A 13,959-nucleotide genomic window follows, 5' to 3' on the forward strand; every position below is an offset into this window, starting at 1 on the left:
TCTGACTCCTTTGTGTGTACGATGTACGCATATCATTCACTGAACAGCGTACACTGTCAACAAATGAACAAGAAAACCGGCAGCCCATCCCCCGTATCGTTTCCCGGCCAGGCCGACCCGGAAACCACCCTCAATCTCTTGTGGGGCGCCACCCCCGCCCCCGAGAGCGCGCGGCGCGGCCCCAAACGCAGCCTGTCTGCCACGTTGATCGGAACTGCTGCGCTGGAACTGGCCGACGAAGGTGGCCTGGCCGCGCTCTCGATGCGGGCCCTGGGTGCCCGGTTGGACGTGGCGCCCATGGCGCTGTACCGCTACCTGCCTAACAAAGACGTCCTGCTGGAACTGGTCCTGGAGGCCGTCTACGCGCAACTGCCGGACGACCTGCCCAGCGGCGCAGATTGGCAGGCATGCCTGCGCTCGGTGGCGACCGATGCCTGGAACCTGTACCGCCACCACCCCTGGATGCTGCAAGTGGCCTTGCAGCGCCCGTCTCTGGGCCCCCACGCCATTCGCAAGTACGAGCGGGAACTGCGCGCCATTGAAAGCGCGGGCCTGTCAGACCTGGACATGGACCTCGTCATTGCCGTGGTGTCCGATTACGTGCGCGGCAGCGCCCGCAGCGCCACCGAAGCCACCACCGCCGAAGCGCAAACCGGTCAGTCAGACGCCCAGTGGTGGGCCGCCCATGCGGCGCATCTGGAACGCTTGCTGCAGCCCGAGCTGTTCCCGCTGGCCGTGCGGGTGGGCGCAGCGGCAGGCGCAGCGTACGGCGGCCCTACGGACCCCGCGCGCAGCTTTGGGTTTGGGCTGGATCGATTGATTGATGGGATTGCTCTGCAGGTGGCAAAAGAGCAGGGTGGGGGTGCGGGAAGACACGGATCGCGTTAGCGCACCCACGCCCCGCCCAGCGGGCTGCGTAAATACACCTTCAACGCACAGGCGCCAGCGCCCACCGGTCCTTAGCCGCCTTCACCAGAAAATCAATCACCGCCTTCACCCTGGCCGCATTGCGCCGGCCCGGTGACGACACCGCGTACAGCGTGTGCACGGTGCGGGAAGCAAAAGGCGCCAGCACCTCCACCAACCGGCCTTGCGCCACATCGGCCGCCGCGAGCGGGCACGACAGCATGCCAATGCCCGCGCCGCCCACCAGCGCGTGGTGCACCAGGGCCGAACTGCTGGCAGCCAGGCGCGAGCGCACGGTCACCTCCAGCGGCTTGCCCTGTGCGTTGCCGCGTGGATTGAGAAATGCCCAGGTCACCGCCGGCCCCTGTGCGGTGTGCGTGACGGTGTGGTGCTGCTGCAGATCGCTGGGGTCGGCGGGCGTGCCGTGCAGGCGCAAATACTCCGGGGCCGCGTACAGGCGCCGCTCGAACCGGCCCAGCGCGCGCGCCACCACCAGGTCGCTGTGGCCCACGGTGGTGCGCAGTGCCACGTCGATGCCCTCTGTCACCAGGTCGGCCACGCGGTCATCGGCCAGCAGCTCCACCCGCAGCGCGGGGTAGCGCGCCTGCAGGTCTGCCAGGTGGGGCAGCACCAGCGCCTCGCAAATCTCCTGGCTGGAGGCCAGGCGCAAGGTGCCCGCCACGCGGCTGCGCTGGTCCGACAGCGATGCCCCGATGTCCTCCAGCTGCGCCAGCAAGGCACGCGCTTCCTGCGCCAGCTCTGCGCCCTCGGGCGTGGCCGACAGACCGTGTGTGGACCGGCGCAGCAAGCGCACGCCGTAGCCGGCCTCCAGCCGGTCCACACCGCGCGCGACGACTGACACCGCCACATCCATCTCGCGCGCCGCTGCAGAGAACGAGCGCAGGTCGAGCGACCGCACCAGCCACCGCAGGTCGGCCGGATCGGGGAGGAAGGAGCGGGGTTCATTTTTCATCGTGCGCGCCTTTGCGTGCGGAGCAAAAGCCATTATCGCCACCGGCGGTTTCCGTGGCGGGGCGCAATTTCTACAGTGAAGGCTCGTTCAATCCCATGCATTCAACAGGAGCCCTCCATGCCCATCCTCAACGTCAAAGTGTCTGCCCAACGCACGCCCGAGCTGTCTGCCCGCATTGCAGAAACCCTGCTGGACCTGACCACCCGCGTGCTCGGCAAGCGGCGCGACCTCACGGCCGTGGTCATCACCTTTGTGGACCCGGCCGACTGGTACGTCGCCGGCCGGTCGCTGGCCGACCTCAAGCAATCAAGCTTCTACTTCGACGTCAAGGTGGTGGACGAGACCAACACCAAGGCCGAGAAGGCGCGCTACATCGCCGAGGCGTTCGCAGCCTTCGAGGGCCTGCTGGGCGCGCTGCACCCCGAAAGCTATGTCTACGTGCAGGACGTGCGCGCCGCCGCATACGGCTTTGGCGGCCGTACGCAGGAATACCGCCACCAGCATCCCGAGCAATAAGCAATAAGCAATCTAGCAATCAAGCAAGCCATCAACCAGTAGCTACTTACCCAGGAGCACCGACATGACGACGATGACGACAACGAACAACCATCTTGCCGATGTGATCGTGGCCCAGACGCTGGAGCGCGCGGGCCTGACGGACTGGATACCCGAAGGCGAAGGCAAGTGGTCCCTGCCCATTCAGTTCTTGCCCGACGATGCCGGTTGGGTGGAGCTGATGCGCCTGTCGCCCGGCACGCGGCTGGGCCTGCACCGGCACACGGACGAAGTGCACGCCCTGACGCTGGCGGGCGAGCGCCGCCTGAACGACGGCCGCGTGGTGCGGCCGGGCGACTACATCCACGAGCCCGCCGGCAATGTGGACTGGTGGGAGGCGACGGGTACCGAAGAGCTGCTGGTGCATGTGGTGGTCAAGGGCAGCGTGGAATACCTGGGGCCGCACCATACGGTGCTGCAGCGGATCAGCACGGCTGATCGGCGGGTGGATTACCACCGGTGGTGCGAAGCTGTGGGGGGGGTGGTGCCGCGGGATCTTTGCTAGAGGCTCAGCCGGGCGAGGCACTCTGTGCAGCTCGGGCAAGCACATATCCCGCGAAAATATGGTTAGAAACAGGCTAACCGCTTACTGGTAAAGCGCTGATGGCTATAAATTAGATAGCAAATCCCCCGATCCCGCCGTCGCGTACTGCGGTGACGCTGGACTGGACTTGGAGGATATGGCGCGGGCGCACCCCGGCTGGGGTTTTATGGTGTGGACCCGAGCCAGCCCTCTTCGCGGGGCCGGGGTGCAGTGATGTGCGAATCAGCTGCCTCTGAATTATGCAACGGAGTTCAGGTCGTCGAAATATTTTCAATTACCGAGAATAGTTTTATGAATGATTCCATATCGCTGGCATTTGTGTTAATGCTTTCTTTTGCAATGAGTTCTGAAAAGGCTGCTTTGGAGAGACCGACTGGCTCATTTCTTTCATTGACGATTTGGTGGGCTGGTTGATCAAAAACCTTTTTTCCTAGCTCATCTTCCGGATTCGGTGGAAATATGGTTCGATATATTTTGTTTCCTGAAGTTGGTCGCGTTACTATTTCAATTTCGTTTGAAAACCAAAGACGCTTGTTGGATGCGGGGTCGAACGAATGTAACGTGTCCTCTGTGTAATAAAGTTCGATATTCAAATTTTTGTACTCTTTTCGATGATCTGGTACTGGAAGGCACATCGAATAGACATTATTTCCTAAAGATTTGAAGCTTTCAGGGTGCCCTGACATTAGTTTGTTAATAGAAGGATTGTCACGGTCGAAGACAAAAATCATTTTTCTTCTCTGTGGTATAGCGGATATGTGTTCGCACATCTGGCTTAGTCGGGTGTCGCCCATTTCAATCTCTTCTTTGTACTCGAAAAAATCGATATCAAGCGATTGAAATTTCCCATTTAATTTTAATTTTTTCAGTGCGGATTTCATGTGAATCCAATCGGTTTTTCCTTCTGTAATTATGAGAGGTTTTGTTTCAGTGTCGGCTTGGGTTTTTAACTGATCGTATTGAATTCGGAATTGCTCGTTTTTCTGCATAAATACATCGTAACTGGCCTGAAATTCCTCGAATTCCTCTGGTGTTATTTTTGCGCCAATTGGCATGTTATAAATGTCAATTGGGCCGGTTTCTGACATGCCTAGCAGAAAAAACGGGGAGTGAGTAGTAAGTATAAATTGAACGTTGGGGAATTTTCTAATGATTTTTGGAAGGACTGCTTTTTGGAAGCTAACGTGGAGATGAAGGTCTATTTCATCCACTAGCACAACTCCTGAAACTTCATCTAAATTCTCTGGAGGGGCGCCTTTTATTAGTTCGTAGGATCTAATAATTTCAGTTGCCAGCCCGAGAGTCATAAGTTCTCCAGACGACATTTGCGAGATATCGGGCGCAATTACCTCTTCCTGCTCGCCCAGCTTTGTTGCCATTACAGCTATTTCGCGATTTCCTTTCCGACCTACTCCAATTCTCGCGGCTGAGATTTTGGGATTTTTTGCACTTAGCATCGTGGAAACTATTTCGTTCACTAGTGAAAATAGCTTGGTGTTTGGTCCCTGGTAGCCGAGAAACGTTGGCAGTGCGGAGCCCGCTACTGGTGGGCCTATCCTTCGTTCATACAGCTCCCGGTCAAGCAGAACGTTGAGAATCCAGCGTTTTGTTTCCTCGATAATGTTTGTGCGAATGGGGTTTAATTTTGATTTTCCGTAGTGGTTGTCACTTTTAATAAAATTGACATTTGCTAAATCGTTCATCCAAGATGAAATTTCATAGCGGAAATATGGAAAATATAGAAATAACGAATTTTGTACGGATTTTTTTTGGATATCATTTATCGCTATATTTTTATAAAAGCCTGAGTTTTTGAATTCGTCATTCTTTAGCGTATCAAGCAGATCTGGGATTGGATTGGCATTACAGAATTCCTCAAAGGAGAGCTTCGAGACAACTTCGTTAAAGCTTATATCGCCATCACTTGTTGACAAAAGAACGCGTGTATGACTGTATTTTTTTATGTTTTGAATGTAGTTTTTTGATGATACTTTTATATAATTATTTTCAGGAACTTCTTGGATTGAAGCGAATGATGATCGCCTTGCCTCTGTCATCGCATCAAGAACAGAGGACAATGTTAAAGACTTTCCAGCACCGTTTTGGCCAACTATTGCGATTGGCACATGATGTCCGCTTTTGGATACCTTTGGGTGAACGGTAATTTCAGAGATAGGTCCGTAGTTTTTTAGATAGATCTCTTTGACTTTCATAGTGATATTCGCTTGATTGTTTGTTATTGCGAGAAGAGAGGGTTTTTGAGAATTTCCAATTTGGTGTTCGTCTTAGAAAATGAAAAATTTCTAATTTTTACGGTAGTTATGGAGAAAAACACTATATATAGAGTTGAATTTTTTGCCACTGAATATTAGCCATTGTTGCTGGTTTGGCCAAAATTAGGTCAAAGTTAAGTCTTGCCCGGCCAAAGTAGACCGCATAGCATCCCTGTCAAGCACCCACCCCCATGAGGTGCTGCACAAAAACATGACAGGAGACAAGCCTTGCCATCCACCCGCTGGAGTCACTGCGGCGCCGAAGACCTGGGCGTCTTGCAGACCATCTTCTGGTCCGCCGGCGCGTCGCGCAATGCACTGGCGCAGCGCTTGGCCTATTCCAAGAGCAAGGCCAACGCCATGGTCGCGGCGCTGCTCGATGAAGGCCTGCTCGACGAAGTGGGCCTGCAGGAATCCTCCGGCGGACGGCGGGCCGAAACCCTTCGATTGAGCGAAACCCTGGGCGTGGTGATTGGCGCCGACCTGGGCGCCACCAGCATGCAGATAGCGGTGATGCGGCCCGACATGACGGTGCTGGCGCGGCACCGCGAGCCCATTGATGTGCGCCAGGGGCCGGGCGTGATCCTGGCGCGGGTGCGGGGGCTGATGCGCGAGCTGCTGGCGCGCTGCGGGCTGGCCGCCAATCAGGTGATTGCCATTGGCATGGGCGTGCCGGGGCCGGTGGATTTTGAAAGCGGGCAGCTCGTCAACCCGCCGCTGATGCCCGACTGGGACGGCTTTTCCATTCGCGACTACCTGCGCGAGGCGTTTGCCGCGCCGGTGTTTGTCGACAACGACGTGAACCTGATGGCGCTGGGCGAGATGTACCGGCTGCAGCGCAATCTGCCCAACTTTTTGGTCATCAAGGTGGGCACGGGCATTGGCTGCGGCATCGTGTGCCACGGGCAGGTGTACCGGGGCGCCAATGGCTCGGCAGGCGATGTGGGCCACATCTGTGTGGACCAGCACGGCCCGCGCTGCCACTGCGGCAACCAGGGCTGTGTGGAGGCAATGGCCGCAGCCCCCGCCATGGCGCGCATGGCCATGGAGGCCGCGCAGCGCGGCGAGAGTGCGCTGCTGGCCGAGCGGCTGCAAAGCACAGGCACGCTGACGATTGAAGACGTGGCCCAGGCCAGCCGCACGGGCGATGTGGCGGCCAATGCGATCATTCAGCGCGCGGGCAGCCTGGTGGGGCAGATGCTGGCGTCCATCGTGAACTTCTTCAACCCGTCGCATGTGTTCATTGCGGGGCGGGTGACGGACATGGGGCCGCTGTTCCTCGCGTCGGTGCGGCAGAGCGTGTACCACCGGTCGCTGGCGCTCTCTACGCGGCACCTGGAGATTCAATACGCGCCGCTGGCCGACGATGCCGGTGTGGTGGGTGCGGGCGTGCTGGCGATGCAGGAGAGCCTGTCGCGTGCGGGCTCGGTGGCGGGTGCGGGCGCTGGAGCAGTTGTAGGAACAGGGGCAGTGCGATGAGCGTGGCTGTCGAGTTTCGCAACGTGACCAAGGAGTTTGGCCTCGTGCGCGTGCTGCACGGCGTGGGCTTTGCGCTGCAGCCGGGCCGCGTCTACGGCCTGCTGGGCGAGAACGGCGCGGGCAAGTCCACGCTGATGAAGATTCTGGCGGGGTACGAGAGCCCGACCACCGGCGAGGTGGTGGTGGACGGTGCGGTGCGCGCCCCGGGCGGCGGCTCGCGCGCGGCCGAGGCGCAGGGCATTGTGCTGATCCACCAGGAGTTCAACTTGGCCGACGACCTGACGATTGCGCAGAACATCTTCTTGGGCCATGAGATCAAGAAGGGCCCCTTCCTGGATGACAAGGCGATGCGCGAGAAGACGCGCGAGGCGCTTGCCAAAGTGGGCCTGCCGCTGGACCCGGACACGCGGGTGCGCAAGCTCATCGTGGCCGAAAAGCAGCTGGTGGAGATTGCCCGTGCGCTGGCCCGCAATGCGCGCCTGCTCATCATGGACGAGCCCACCGCCACGCTGACCCCGGGCGAGACGGAGCGCCTGTTTGCGCTGATGGCCGGGCTCAAGGCCGCGGGCGTGACCATCATCTACATATCGCACAAGCTCGACGAAGTGGAGCGCACCACCGACGAGGTGGTGGTGATGCGCGACGGCCTGCTGGTGGCGCGCGAGGCCACAGCCAGCGTGACGCGGCGGCAGATGGCCAACCTGATGGTGGGGCGCGAGCTGGCGGATTTGTTCCCGCCCAAGCTGCCTGCGCCTGCGGGTGGAGAGCCCGCCATTAAGGTGCGTGGCCTCTCGGTGCCGGGCTGGGCCGAGGACGTGAGCTTTGAGGTGCGGCGCGGCGAGATTCTGGGCTTTGCCGGGCTGGTGGGCGCTGGCCGCACGGAGCTGTTTGAAGGCCTGCTGGGCCTGCGCCCGCGCTCGGCCGGCACGGTGGAGTTGGCGGGCAAACCCGTGAATTTGAAAAGCCCGCGCGATGCGGCGCGCCACGGCCTCACGTACCTGAGCGAAGACCGCAAGGGCAAGGGCCTGCACGTGCACTTCAGCCTGCGGCCCAACCTGACGCTGATGGCGCTGGAGCGCTACGCCAAGCCCTGGCTCGATGCGGCGGCCGAGCAGGCTGCGCTGCGCGATGCGGTGCAGGAGTTCGGCATTCGCACCGGGTCGCTGGAGGTGCGCGCGTCGTCGCTGTCGGGCGGCAACCAGCAAAAGCTGGCGCTGGCCAAGGTGCTGCACCCCGGCCCCAGCGTGGTGGTGCTGGACGAGCCCACGCGCGGCGTGGACGTGGGCGCCAAGCGCGAGATCTACCACCTGGTGCAGCGCCTGGCAGAGCAGGGCCTGGCGGTGGTGGTGATTTCGTCCGAACTGATGGAGCTGATCGGCCTGTGCCACCGCGTGGCGGTGATGCGCGCCGGGCGGCTGCAGACCACGCTGCAAGAGCCACATTTGACCGAAGAGGAGTTGATCGCACATGCCACAGGTACCCGCTGAAAACGCATCCACCGCAGCGGCTGCCGCAGCACCCGCTGTACCTGGTGCAGGCCGCCACGGCGGCGCCACGGCCTGGTGGGGCAAGCTGCACGGGCTGGGCCCGGTCATCGGGCTGGTGCTGCTGTGCATTGCCGGCACGCTGCTCAACAGCAACTTCGCCACCTACGACAACGTGATGAACGTGCTCACGCGCACGGCCTTCATCGGCATCATCGCGGTGGGCATGTGCTTTGTGATCATCTCGGGCGGCATCGATTTGTCGGTGGGGTCGATGGCGGCGCTGATCGCAGGCTCGGTCATCCTGTTCATGAACGCGATGGCCCCCGTGCTGGGCTCGCCCATGGCGGCCGTGGTGGTGGGCATGCTGCTGGCGGTGGTGCTGGGCGCGGTGTTCGGGCTGGTGCACGGCCTGCTCATCACCAAGGGGCGCATCGAGCCCTTCATCGTGACGCTGGGCACGCTGGGCATCTTCCGCGCCTACCTCACGTATTTTTCGAACGGCGGGGCCATCACGCTGGAGAACGATCTGTCGGACATCTACAGCCCCGTGTATTACGCCAACCTGCTGGGTGTGCCCATCCCCGTGTGGATCTTTTTGCTGGTGGCTGTCATCGGCGGCGTCATCCTGAACCGCACGGCCTATGGCCGCTATGTGCAGGCCATCGGCTCCAACGAGCAGGTGGCGCAGTACGCCGCGGTGGACGTGCACAAGATCAAGATCCTGACCTACATGCTGCTCGGCGTGTGCGTGGGCATTGCCACGCTGCTGTATGTGCCGCGCTTGGGGTCCGCATCGCCCACCACAGGGCTGCTGTGGGAGCTGGAGGCGATTGCCGCCGTCATCGTGGGCGGCACGGTGTTGAAGGGCGGGGCGGGCAGCATCACCGGCACGGTGGTGGGCGCGATCCTGCTCTCCGTCATCAGCAACATCCTCAACCTCACCAGCATCATCAGTGTGTATTTGAACGCGGCGGTGCAGGGCTTCGTGATCATCGCCGTGGCGTTCATGCAGCGCGGAAAGCGGTGACGCAGTGGCCGGAACAACTCTCCTGGCGTTGTTGCTGCGTCTTGCCGTGCTAACCGCACTGTCTGCGACGCAGCGCCTAGCCAGGACCGATTCGCTGAGTTTTCCAGCCACTCTTTGCGTGTATTTGTTTTTCAAGGTGTTCCCCAGCCGGCCAGCTTCCATGGCCATTTTCAACAGAGCAACAGCAACAGGAGACAACGCATGAACAGCAAGACATCAACTTCGTCCTTCACCCGCCGCCTGGCCCTCTCGGCCGTGGGTGCCGCAGCCGCACTGGCGCTGGCCGGCCCCGCCATGGCGCAGGCCAACAAGACGGTGGTGGGCGTGGCCATTCCATCGGCCACCCACGGCTTCACGGGCGGTATCGTGTACTGGGCCAACCAGGCCAAGAAGGACCTGGAGAAGGCCCACCCCGGCCTGCAGGTCATCGTGAAGACCGCAGGCGGCGCGCCCGAGCAGGCCAACCAGTTGCAGGACCTGGTCACGGTGAACAAGATCAACGCCCTGGTCATCTTCCCGTTTGAATCGGCGGCGCTGACCAAGCCCGTGGCCCAGGTCAAGGCCAAGGGTGTGTACGTGACGGTGGTGGACCGTGGCCTGACGGACACCAGCGCACAGGACGCGTATGTGGCCGGTGACAACACGGCGTTTGGCAAGATTCCGGCCGAGTACATCGCCAAGGCGCTGAACGGCAAGGGCAACGTGGTGGCCATGCGCGGCATTGCGACCACGCTGGACAACGAGCGCATGGACGCGTTCAACGCGGTGCTGAAGAACCACCCCGACATCAAGCTGCTGGACGCCAAGTACGCCAACTGGAACCGCGACGACGCCTTCAAGGTGATGCAGGACTACCTGACGCGCTTTCCGCAGATCGACGCGGTGTGGGCGGCCGACGATGACATGGCCGTGGGCGTGCTCAAGGCCATCGAGCAGGCCAAGCGCAAGGACATCAAGCTGGTGTTCGGCGGCGCGGGTGCCAAGGGCATGATCAAGACGCTGGCCGATGGCAGCAATCCGCTGATCCAGGCCAACGTGTCATACAGCCCCAAGTTCATTTACGACTCGATCAAGCTGACGGCCGAGGCGCGCATCAAGGGCGAGAAGCTGCCTGCGACGACGATCATCCCGTCGGTGCTGATCACCAAGGAAAACGCGAAGAGCTTCTACTTCCCGGACTCGCCATTCTGATGGTGTTTTTAAGTCAAATAGGCCTCTAGCGCTTATCCATCAAGCGCAAGCAGCTATTGAAAATATAGCTGCTTGCCGCTTCGCACCTGCAACCCCACGCCCCTTGGGAGCCGCCATGCCAAGACCCGTCACCCTTTTCACCGGCCAATGGGCCGACTTGCCGCTGGCAGAACTCGCGCCGCTGGCACGCAGCATGGGCTACGACGGCCTGGAGCTGGCCTGCTGGGGCGACCATTTCAACGTGCAGGAGGCGCTGTCGTCGCCCCAGTACGTCAAGGACAAACACGCACTGCTGGCCCAGCACGACCTGCAGTGCTTTGCCATCGGCAACCACCTGGTGGGCCAGGCCGTGTGCGACCTGATCGACGAGCGCCACCAGTCCATCCTGCCGCCCCATGTGTGGGGCGATGGCGAGCCTGAGGGCGTGCGCCAGCGCGCCGCCGCCGAGCTGGCCGACACGGCGCGAGCCGCAGCCCAATTCGGCGTGAAAACCGTCACGGGCTTCACAGGCTCGTCGGTGTGGCATTCGATCTATGCGTTCCCTCCTACCACGCAGGCGTATTGGGACAAGGGCTTTGCCGACTTCGCCAAGCGCTTCGGCCTCATCCTCGATGTGTTCGAGGAGCATGACATCAACTTCGCGCTGGAGGTGCACCCCACCGAGATCGCGTTCGACATCGCCTCGGCCGAGCGCGCGATTGCAGCGGTCGGCGGCAATAAGCGCTTTGGCTTCAACTACGACCCCAGCCACCTGGCCTACCAGGGCGTGGACTACATCAAGTTCATCCGCCAGTTTGCCGACCGCATCTACAACGCCCACATGAAGGACGTGTGGTGGGGCAAGGGCGACGGCACGGTGGGCACGTTCGGCGGCCACACCAGCTTTGGCGATGCGCGGCGCCACTGGGACTTTCGCAGCGTGGGGCGCGGGATGATCGATTTCGAATCCATCATCGTCGCGCTCAACGACATCGGCTACCAGGGCCCGCTCTCGGTCGAGTGGGAAGACAGCCGCATGGACCGCGTGCACGGCGCCACGGAGAGCGCGGCGTTCTGCAAGCGGCTCGACTTCAAGCCCGCGGCGGGCGCATTCGATGCCGTCTTTGCACGGGACAAGCAGGCCTAGCCGCGCTCCGTCCATAAAACCGATAACAACAACACACAGCGAGCAAAGGCTTTTCGTATGTCCAGTGAAAGAAAGCTCCGCTGCGCCATGGTGGGCGGTGGCCACGGCGCCTTCATCGGTGCGGTGCACCGCAAGGCCATGGCGCTCGACGGCCAGTTCGAGCTGGTGGCGGGCGCTCTGTCATCCTCACCCGAGCGGGCCCGCGCATCCGGCGCCGAGCTGGGCCTGGCGGACGACCGCAACCACGGTAGCTGGCAGGACCTGCTGGCCGACGAGCTGCGCCGCAGCCCGGGCGACCGCATCGACCTGGTGAGCATCGTTACCCCCAACCATGTGCACCACCCGGTGGCCCTGGCCTTTGTGCAGGCGGGCTTCCATGTGGTGTGCGACAAGCCGCTGGTGCACACCAGCGCACAGGCCGATGAGCTGGTGGCAGCGGTGAAGAAGGCCGGCACCGTGTTCGGCGTGACCTACAACTACACCGGCTACCCCATGGTGCGCGAAGCGCGCCACCTGGTGCAGAGCGGCGCCCTGGGCACGCTGCGCAAGGTCACCGTGGAATACAACCAGGGCTGGCTGGCCACGGCGGTGGAGCAGGGCGGCGGCAACAAGCAGGCCGACTGGCGGCTGGACCCCGCGCGCAGCGGCGCCGTGGGCACCATGGGCGACATCGGATCGCACGCCGAGAACCTGGCCGCCACCGTCACCGGCCTGCGGCCGGAGGCGCTGTGCGCCGACCTCACCACCTTTGGCGCCGGCCGCCAGCTGGACGACGATGCGCAGCTGCTGCTGCGCTATGCCGGCGGCGCACGCGGCGTGATCGTCGCGTCGCAGGTGGCGGCGGGGCTGGAGAACGATGTGCGCCTGCAGGTGTCCGGCACGCTGGGCACGCTGGTGTGGCGGCAGGAGGACCCGAACCACCTGGTGCATTCGCCGGTGGACGGGCCGCGCCGCATCCTCACGCGCGGCTCGCCGTGGCTCAGCGAATCGGCCCTGCGCGCGGGGCGCATTCCGGCGGGGCATCCGGAGGCTTTCATCGAAGCGTTTGCCAACGTCTACCTGGGCGTGGCGGCGGACATCCGCGCGCGGGCAGCGGGCAGAACCGCCAGCGCGCTGGAGGCCGATTACCCGCGCGTGGAAGACGGGGCCGAGGGCGTGCGCTTCATCGAGAAGGTGGTGGAGTCCGCCGCGAGCGAGCGCAAGTGGACGGCGCTGGCTGGGTAGGCGGGCGGGCAGGCCGGTGGAGGGGGATGGCACAGGGCAGAATCACCCGATGACCTCCGAGAAAGACAAGATGATCTCTGGCGCGCCGTACATGGCCGCCGACCCGCAGCTGGTGGCCGACCGCCTGCGCGCCCGCCAGTTGTGCCACGCCATCCACCACGCGCCTGCGGCGGATGCTGCCGCGCTGCAAGCCCTGCAGGCGCAGCTGCTGCCGGGCCAGCCCGGCAGCGTGCAGATCACGCCACCGTTTCACTGCGACTACGGCTACAACATTTTTCTGGGTGAAGGCGTGTACTTCAACTTCAACTGCGTGGTGCTCGACGGCGCGCCGGTGCGCATCGGGGCCCGCACGCTGTGCGCGCCGGGCGTGCAGATCTACACCGCATCGCACCCCTTGTCGCCCGAAGAGCGCGCGACCGGCGTCGAGCTGTGCCTGCCCGTGACCATCGGCGAGGACGTGTGGATTGGCGGCGGCGCCATCATCTGCCCCGGCGTGACGATTGGCGATGGTGCGGTGATCGGCGCGGGCAGCGTGGTCACGCGCGACGTGCCGGCGCGGGTGCTGGCGGCGGGCAACCCGTGCCGGGTGGTGCGGCCGCTCGACCCGCTGGTGGCCTGAGGCGACCCGGCGAACCCGTGCGGTCGCCCGCACGGCGGCTTACTGGGCGTTGGCCAGCTGGAACCGCTGGTCGAAGTTCATCTTGCCCAGCACGCGCAGCGCGGCGGTGCGCGTGGCGGCATCGACCTTGCTGATGTCCAGGCTGTAGCGCCTGGCGGTGGACACCACGTCCACGCACTTGTGCCCCCATTGCACGGCCACCAGCAGGGTGGCGCGCTGGCCCGCCTCCACGCCGCCCACGGAGACGCCGCGCTGTTCGGGCCGCAGCATGAATTCCAGGTGGGGCGTGCGCGTGAGCGTGAGGCGACTGGCTCCCACGGGGCCCAGCGCGAACGAGACGACCCAGTCGTCTTCATCTTCCACGGTCAGGAACGGGACATGCTGGGGTGCTGCCATGGTGGGCGTAGGGGGGGTGGAAAAGGCCTCGCGGGGCCAGGCTGGTAGCGCTGCCCCGGTTGCGGACGGCCGCCAGTATGCCGTTGCAAGAGCTGTGCCGAGGGCGGGAGAACCCGAGGTTGGGCCTTTCCAACGCGGCGGCGGCATGTCAGTTTGCTG

Annotated in this window: 13 protein-coding genes; 10 read left to right on the plus strand and 3 right to left on the minus strand. The window is 62.5% G+C overall.

The annotated features are described in order from the left end of the window. Positions 1-63: 63 nt before the first annotated feature. Positions 64-888 carry a TetR/AcrR family transcriptional regulator gene (locus tag AC1RVY_RS10215; protein WP_492806498.1) on the plus strand — a complete coding sequence of 275 codons (825 nt, stop codon included), beginning with the start codon at positions 64-66 and terminating at the stop codon, positions 886-888. A 40-nt stretch (positions 889-928) separates the two neighbouring features. On the opposite strand, the gene AC1RVY_RS10220 is transcribed toward AC1RVY_RS10215, so the two are convergent. Continuing rightward, on the minus strand, positions 929-1,879 hold the full coding sequence (locus AC1RVY_RS10220; RefSeq protein ID WP_492806500.1) for a LysR family transcriptional regulator: 951 nt from the start codon (positions 1,877-1,879) through the stop codon (positions 929-931). Positions 1,880-1,996: 117 nt separating this feature from the next. On the opposite strand from AC1RVY_RS10220, the gene AC1RVY_RS10225 reads away from it, so the two are divergent. Beyond that, complete coding sequence (locus AC1RVY_RS10225) at positions 1,997-2,395, plus strand: tautomerase family protein (RefSeq protein WP_094290820.1); 399 nt, start codon at positions 1,997-1,999, stop codon at positions 2,393-2,395. Positions 2,396-2,459: 64 nt separating this feature from the next. Continuing rightward, complete coding sequence (locus AC1RVY_RS10230) at positions 2,460-2,939, plus strand: cupin domain-containing protein (RefSeq protein ID WP_492806501.1); 480 nt, start codon at positions 2,460-2,462, stop codon at positions 2,937-2,939. A 290-nt stretch (positions 2,940-3,229) separates the two neighbouring features. On the opposite strand, the gene AC1RVY_RS10235 is transcribed toward AC1RVY_RS10230, so the two are convergent. After that, positions 3,230-5,191 (minus strand): AAA family ATPase, encoded by a 1,962-nt coding sequence (locus tag AC1RVY_RS10235; RefSeq protein WP_492806503.1) that lies wholly within the window; start codon positions 5,189-5,191, stop codon positions 3,230-3,232. Between the two features lie 288 nt (positions 5,192-5,479). Here AC1RVY_RS10235 and AC1RVY_RS10240 point away from each other — a divergent pair, with 288 nt between their 5' ends. The 7 genes from AC1RVY_RS10240 (at position 5,480) to AC1RVY_RS10270 (ending at position 13,404) form a co-directional block, all read left to right on the plus strand. Beyond that, complete coding sequence (locus AC1RVY_RS10240) at positions 5,480-6,730, plus strand: ROK family protein (RefSeq protein ID WP_492806505.1); 1,251 nt, start codon at positions 5,480-5,482, stop codon at positions 6,728-6,730. Then, positions 6,727-8,217, plus strand: coding sequence for a sugar ABC transporter ATP-binding protein (locus tag AC1RVY_RS10245; protein WP_492806507.1), 1,491 nt, complete (start codon positions 6,727-6,729; stop codon positions 8,215-8,217). The genes AC1RVY_RS10240 and AC1RVY_RS10245 overlap by 4 nt, the downstream gene beginning before the upstream one ends. Then, complete coding sequence (locus AC1RVY_RS10250) at positions 8,198-9,244, plus strand: ABC transporter permease (protein ID WP_492806508.1); 1,047 nt, start codon at positions 8,198-8,200, stop codon at positions 9,242-9,244. The genes AC1RVY_RS10245 and AC1RVY_RS10250 overlap by 20 nt, the downstream gene beginning before the upstream one ends. Before the next feature lie 201 nt (positions 9,245-9,445). Next, entirely contained in the window at positions 9,446-10,435 is a 990-nt protein-coding gene (locus AC1RVY_RS10255; RefSeq protein ID WP_492806510.1) for a substrate-binding domain-containing protein, read from the plus strand. A gap of 115 nt (positions 10,436-10,550) precedes the next feature. Then, the gene (locus tag AC1RVY_RS10260) at positions 10,551-11,561 is read left to right on the plus strand and encodes a sugar phosphate isomerase/epimerase family protein (RefSeq protein ID WP_492806512.1); all 1,011 of its coding nucleotides are present in this window, start codon (positions 10,551-10,553) and stop codon (positions 11,559-11,561) included. A gap of 57 nt (positions 11,562-11,618) precedes the next feature. Then, complete coding sequence (locus tag AC1RVY_RS10265; protein WP_492806514.1) at positions 11,619-12,785, plus strand: Gfo/Idh/MocA family protein; 1,167 nt, start codon at positions 11,619-11,621, stop codon at positions 12,783-12,785. A gap of 49 nt (positions 12,786-12,834) precedes the next feature. Next, on the plus strand, positions 12,835-13,404 hold the full coding sequence (locus tag AC1RVY_RS10270; RefSeq protein ID WP_218294345.1) for a sugar O-acetyltransferase: 570 nt from the start codon (positions 12,835-12,837) through the stop codon (positions 13,402-13,404). Between the two features lie 39 nt (positions 13,405-13,443). Here AC1RVY_RS10270 and AC1RVY_RS10275 read toward each other — a convergent pair whose 3' ends face one another. Continuing rightward, entirely contained in the window at positions 13,444-13,800 is a 357-nt protein-coding gene (locus AC1RVY_RS10275; RefSeq protein ID WP_218294346.1) for a hypothetical protein, read from the minus strand. Positions 13,801-13,959 lie beyond the last annotated feature (159 nt).

Source organism: Acidovorax sp. GW821-FHT11A03, assembly GCF_058809075.1.

Bases quoted from the DNA above. Each gene is read 5' to 3' on its own strand.
- AC1RVY_RS10215 (WP_492806498.1), top strand. From the start codon at position 64: ATGAACAAGAAAACCGGCAGCCCATCCCCCGTATCGTTTCCCGGCCAG.
- AC1RVY_RS10220 (WP_492806500.1), bottom strand. From the start codon at position 1,879: ATGAAAAATGAACCCCGCTCCTTCCTCCCCGATCCGGCCGACCTGCGG.
- AC1RVY_RS10225 (WP_094290820.1), top strand. From the start codon at position 1,997: ATGCCCATCCTCAACGTCAAAGTGTCTGCCCAACGCACGCCCGAGCTG.
- AC1RVY_RS10230 (WP_492806501.1), top strand. From the start codon at position 2,460: ATGACGACGATGACGACAACGAACAACCATCTTGCCGATGTGATCGTG.
- AC1RVY_RS10235 (WP_492806503.1), bottom strand. From the start codon at position 5,191: ATGAAAGTCAAAGAGATCTATCTAAAAAACTACGGACCTATCTCTGAA.
- AC1RVY_RS10245 (WP_492806507.1), top strand. From the start codon at position 6,727: ATGAGCGTGGCTGTCGAGTTTCGCAACGTGACCAAGGAGTTTGGCCTC.
- AC1RVY_RS10250 (WP_492806508.1), top strand. From the start codon at position 8,198: ATGCCACAGGTACCCGCTGAAAACGCATCCACCGCAGCGGCTGCCGCA.
- AC1RVY_RS10255 (WP_492806510.1), top strand. From the start codon at position 9,446: ATGAACAGCAAGACATCAACTTCGTCCTTCACCCGCCGCCTGGCCCTC.
- AC1RVY_RS10260 (WP_492806512.1), top strand. From the start codon at position 10,551: ATGCCAAGACCCGTCACCCTTTTCACCGGCCAATGGGCCGACTTGCCG.
- AC1RVY_RS10265 (WP_492806514.1), top strand. From the start codon at position 11,619: ATGTCCAGTGAAAGAAAGCTCCGCTGCGCCATGGTGGGCGGTGGCCAC.
- AC1RVY_RS10270 (WP_218294345.1), top strand. From the start codon at position 12,835: ATGACCTCCGAGAAAGACAAGATGATCTCTGGCGCGCCGTACATGGCC.
- AC1RVY_RS10275 (WP_218294346.1), bottom strand. From the start codon at position 13,800: ATGGCAGCACCCCAGCATGTCCCGTTCCTGACCGTGGAAGATGAAGAC.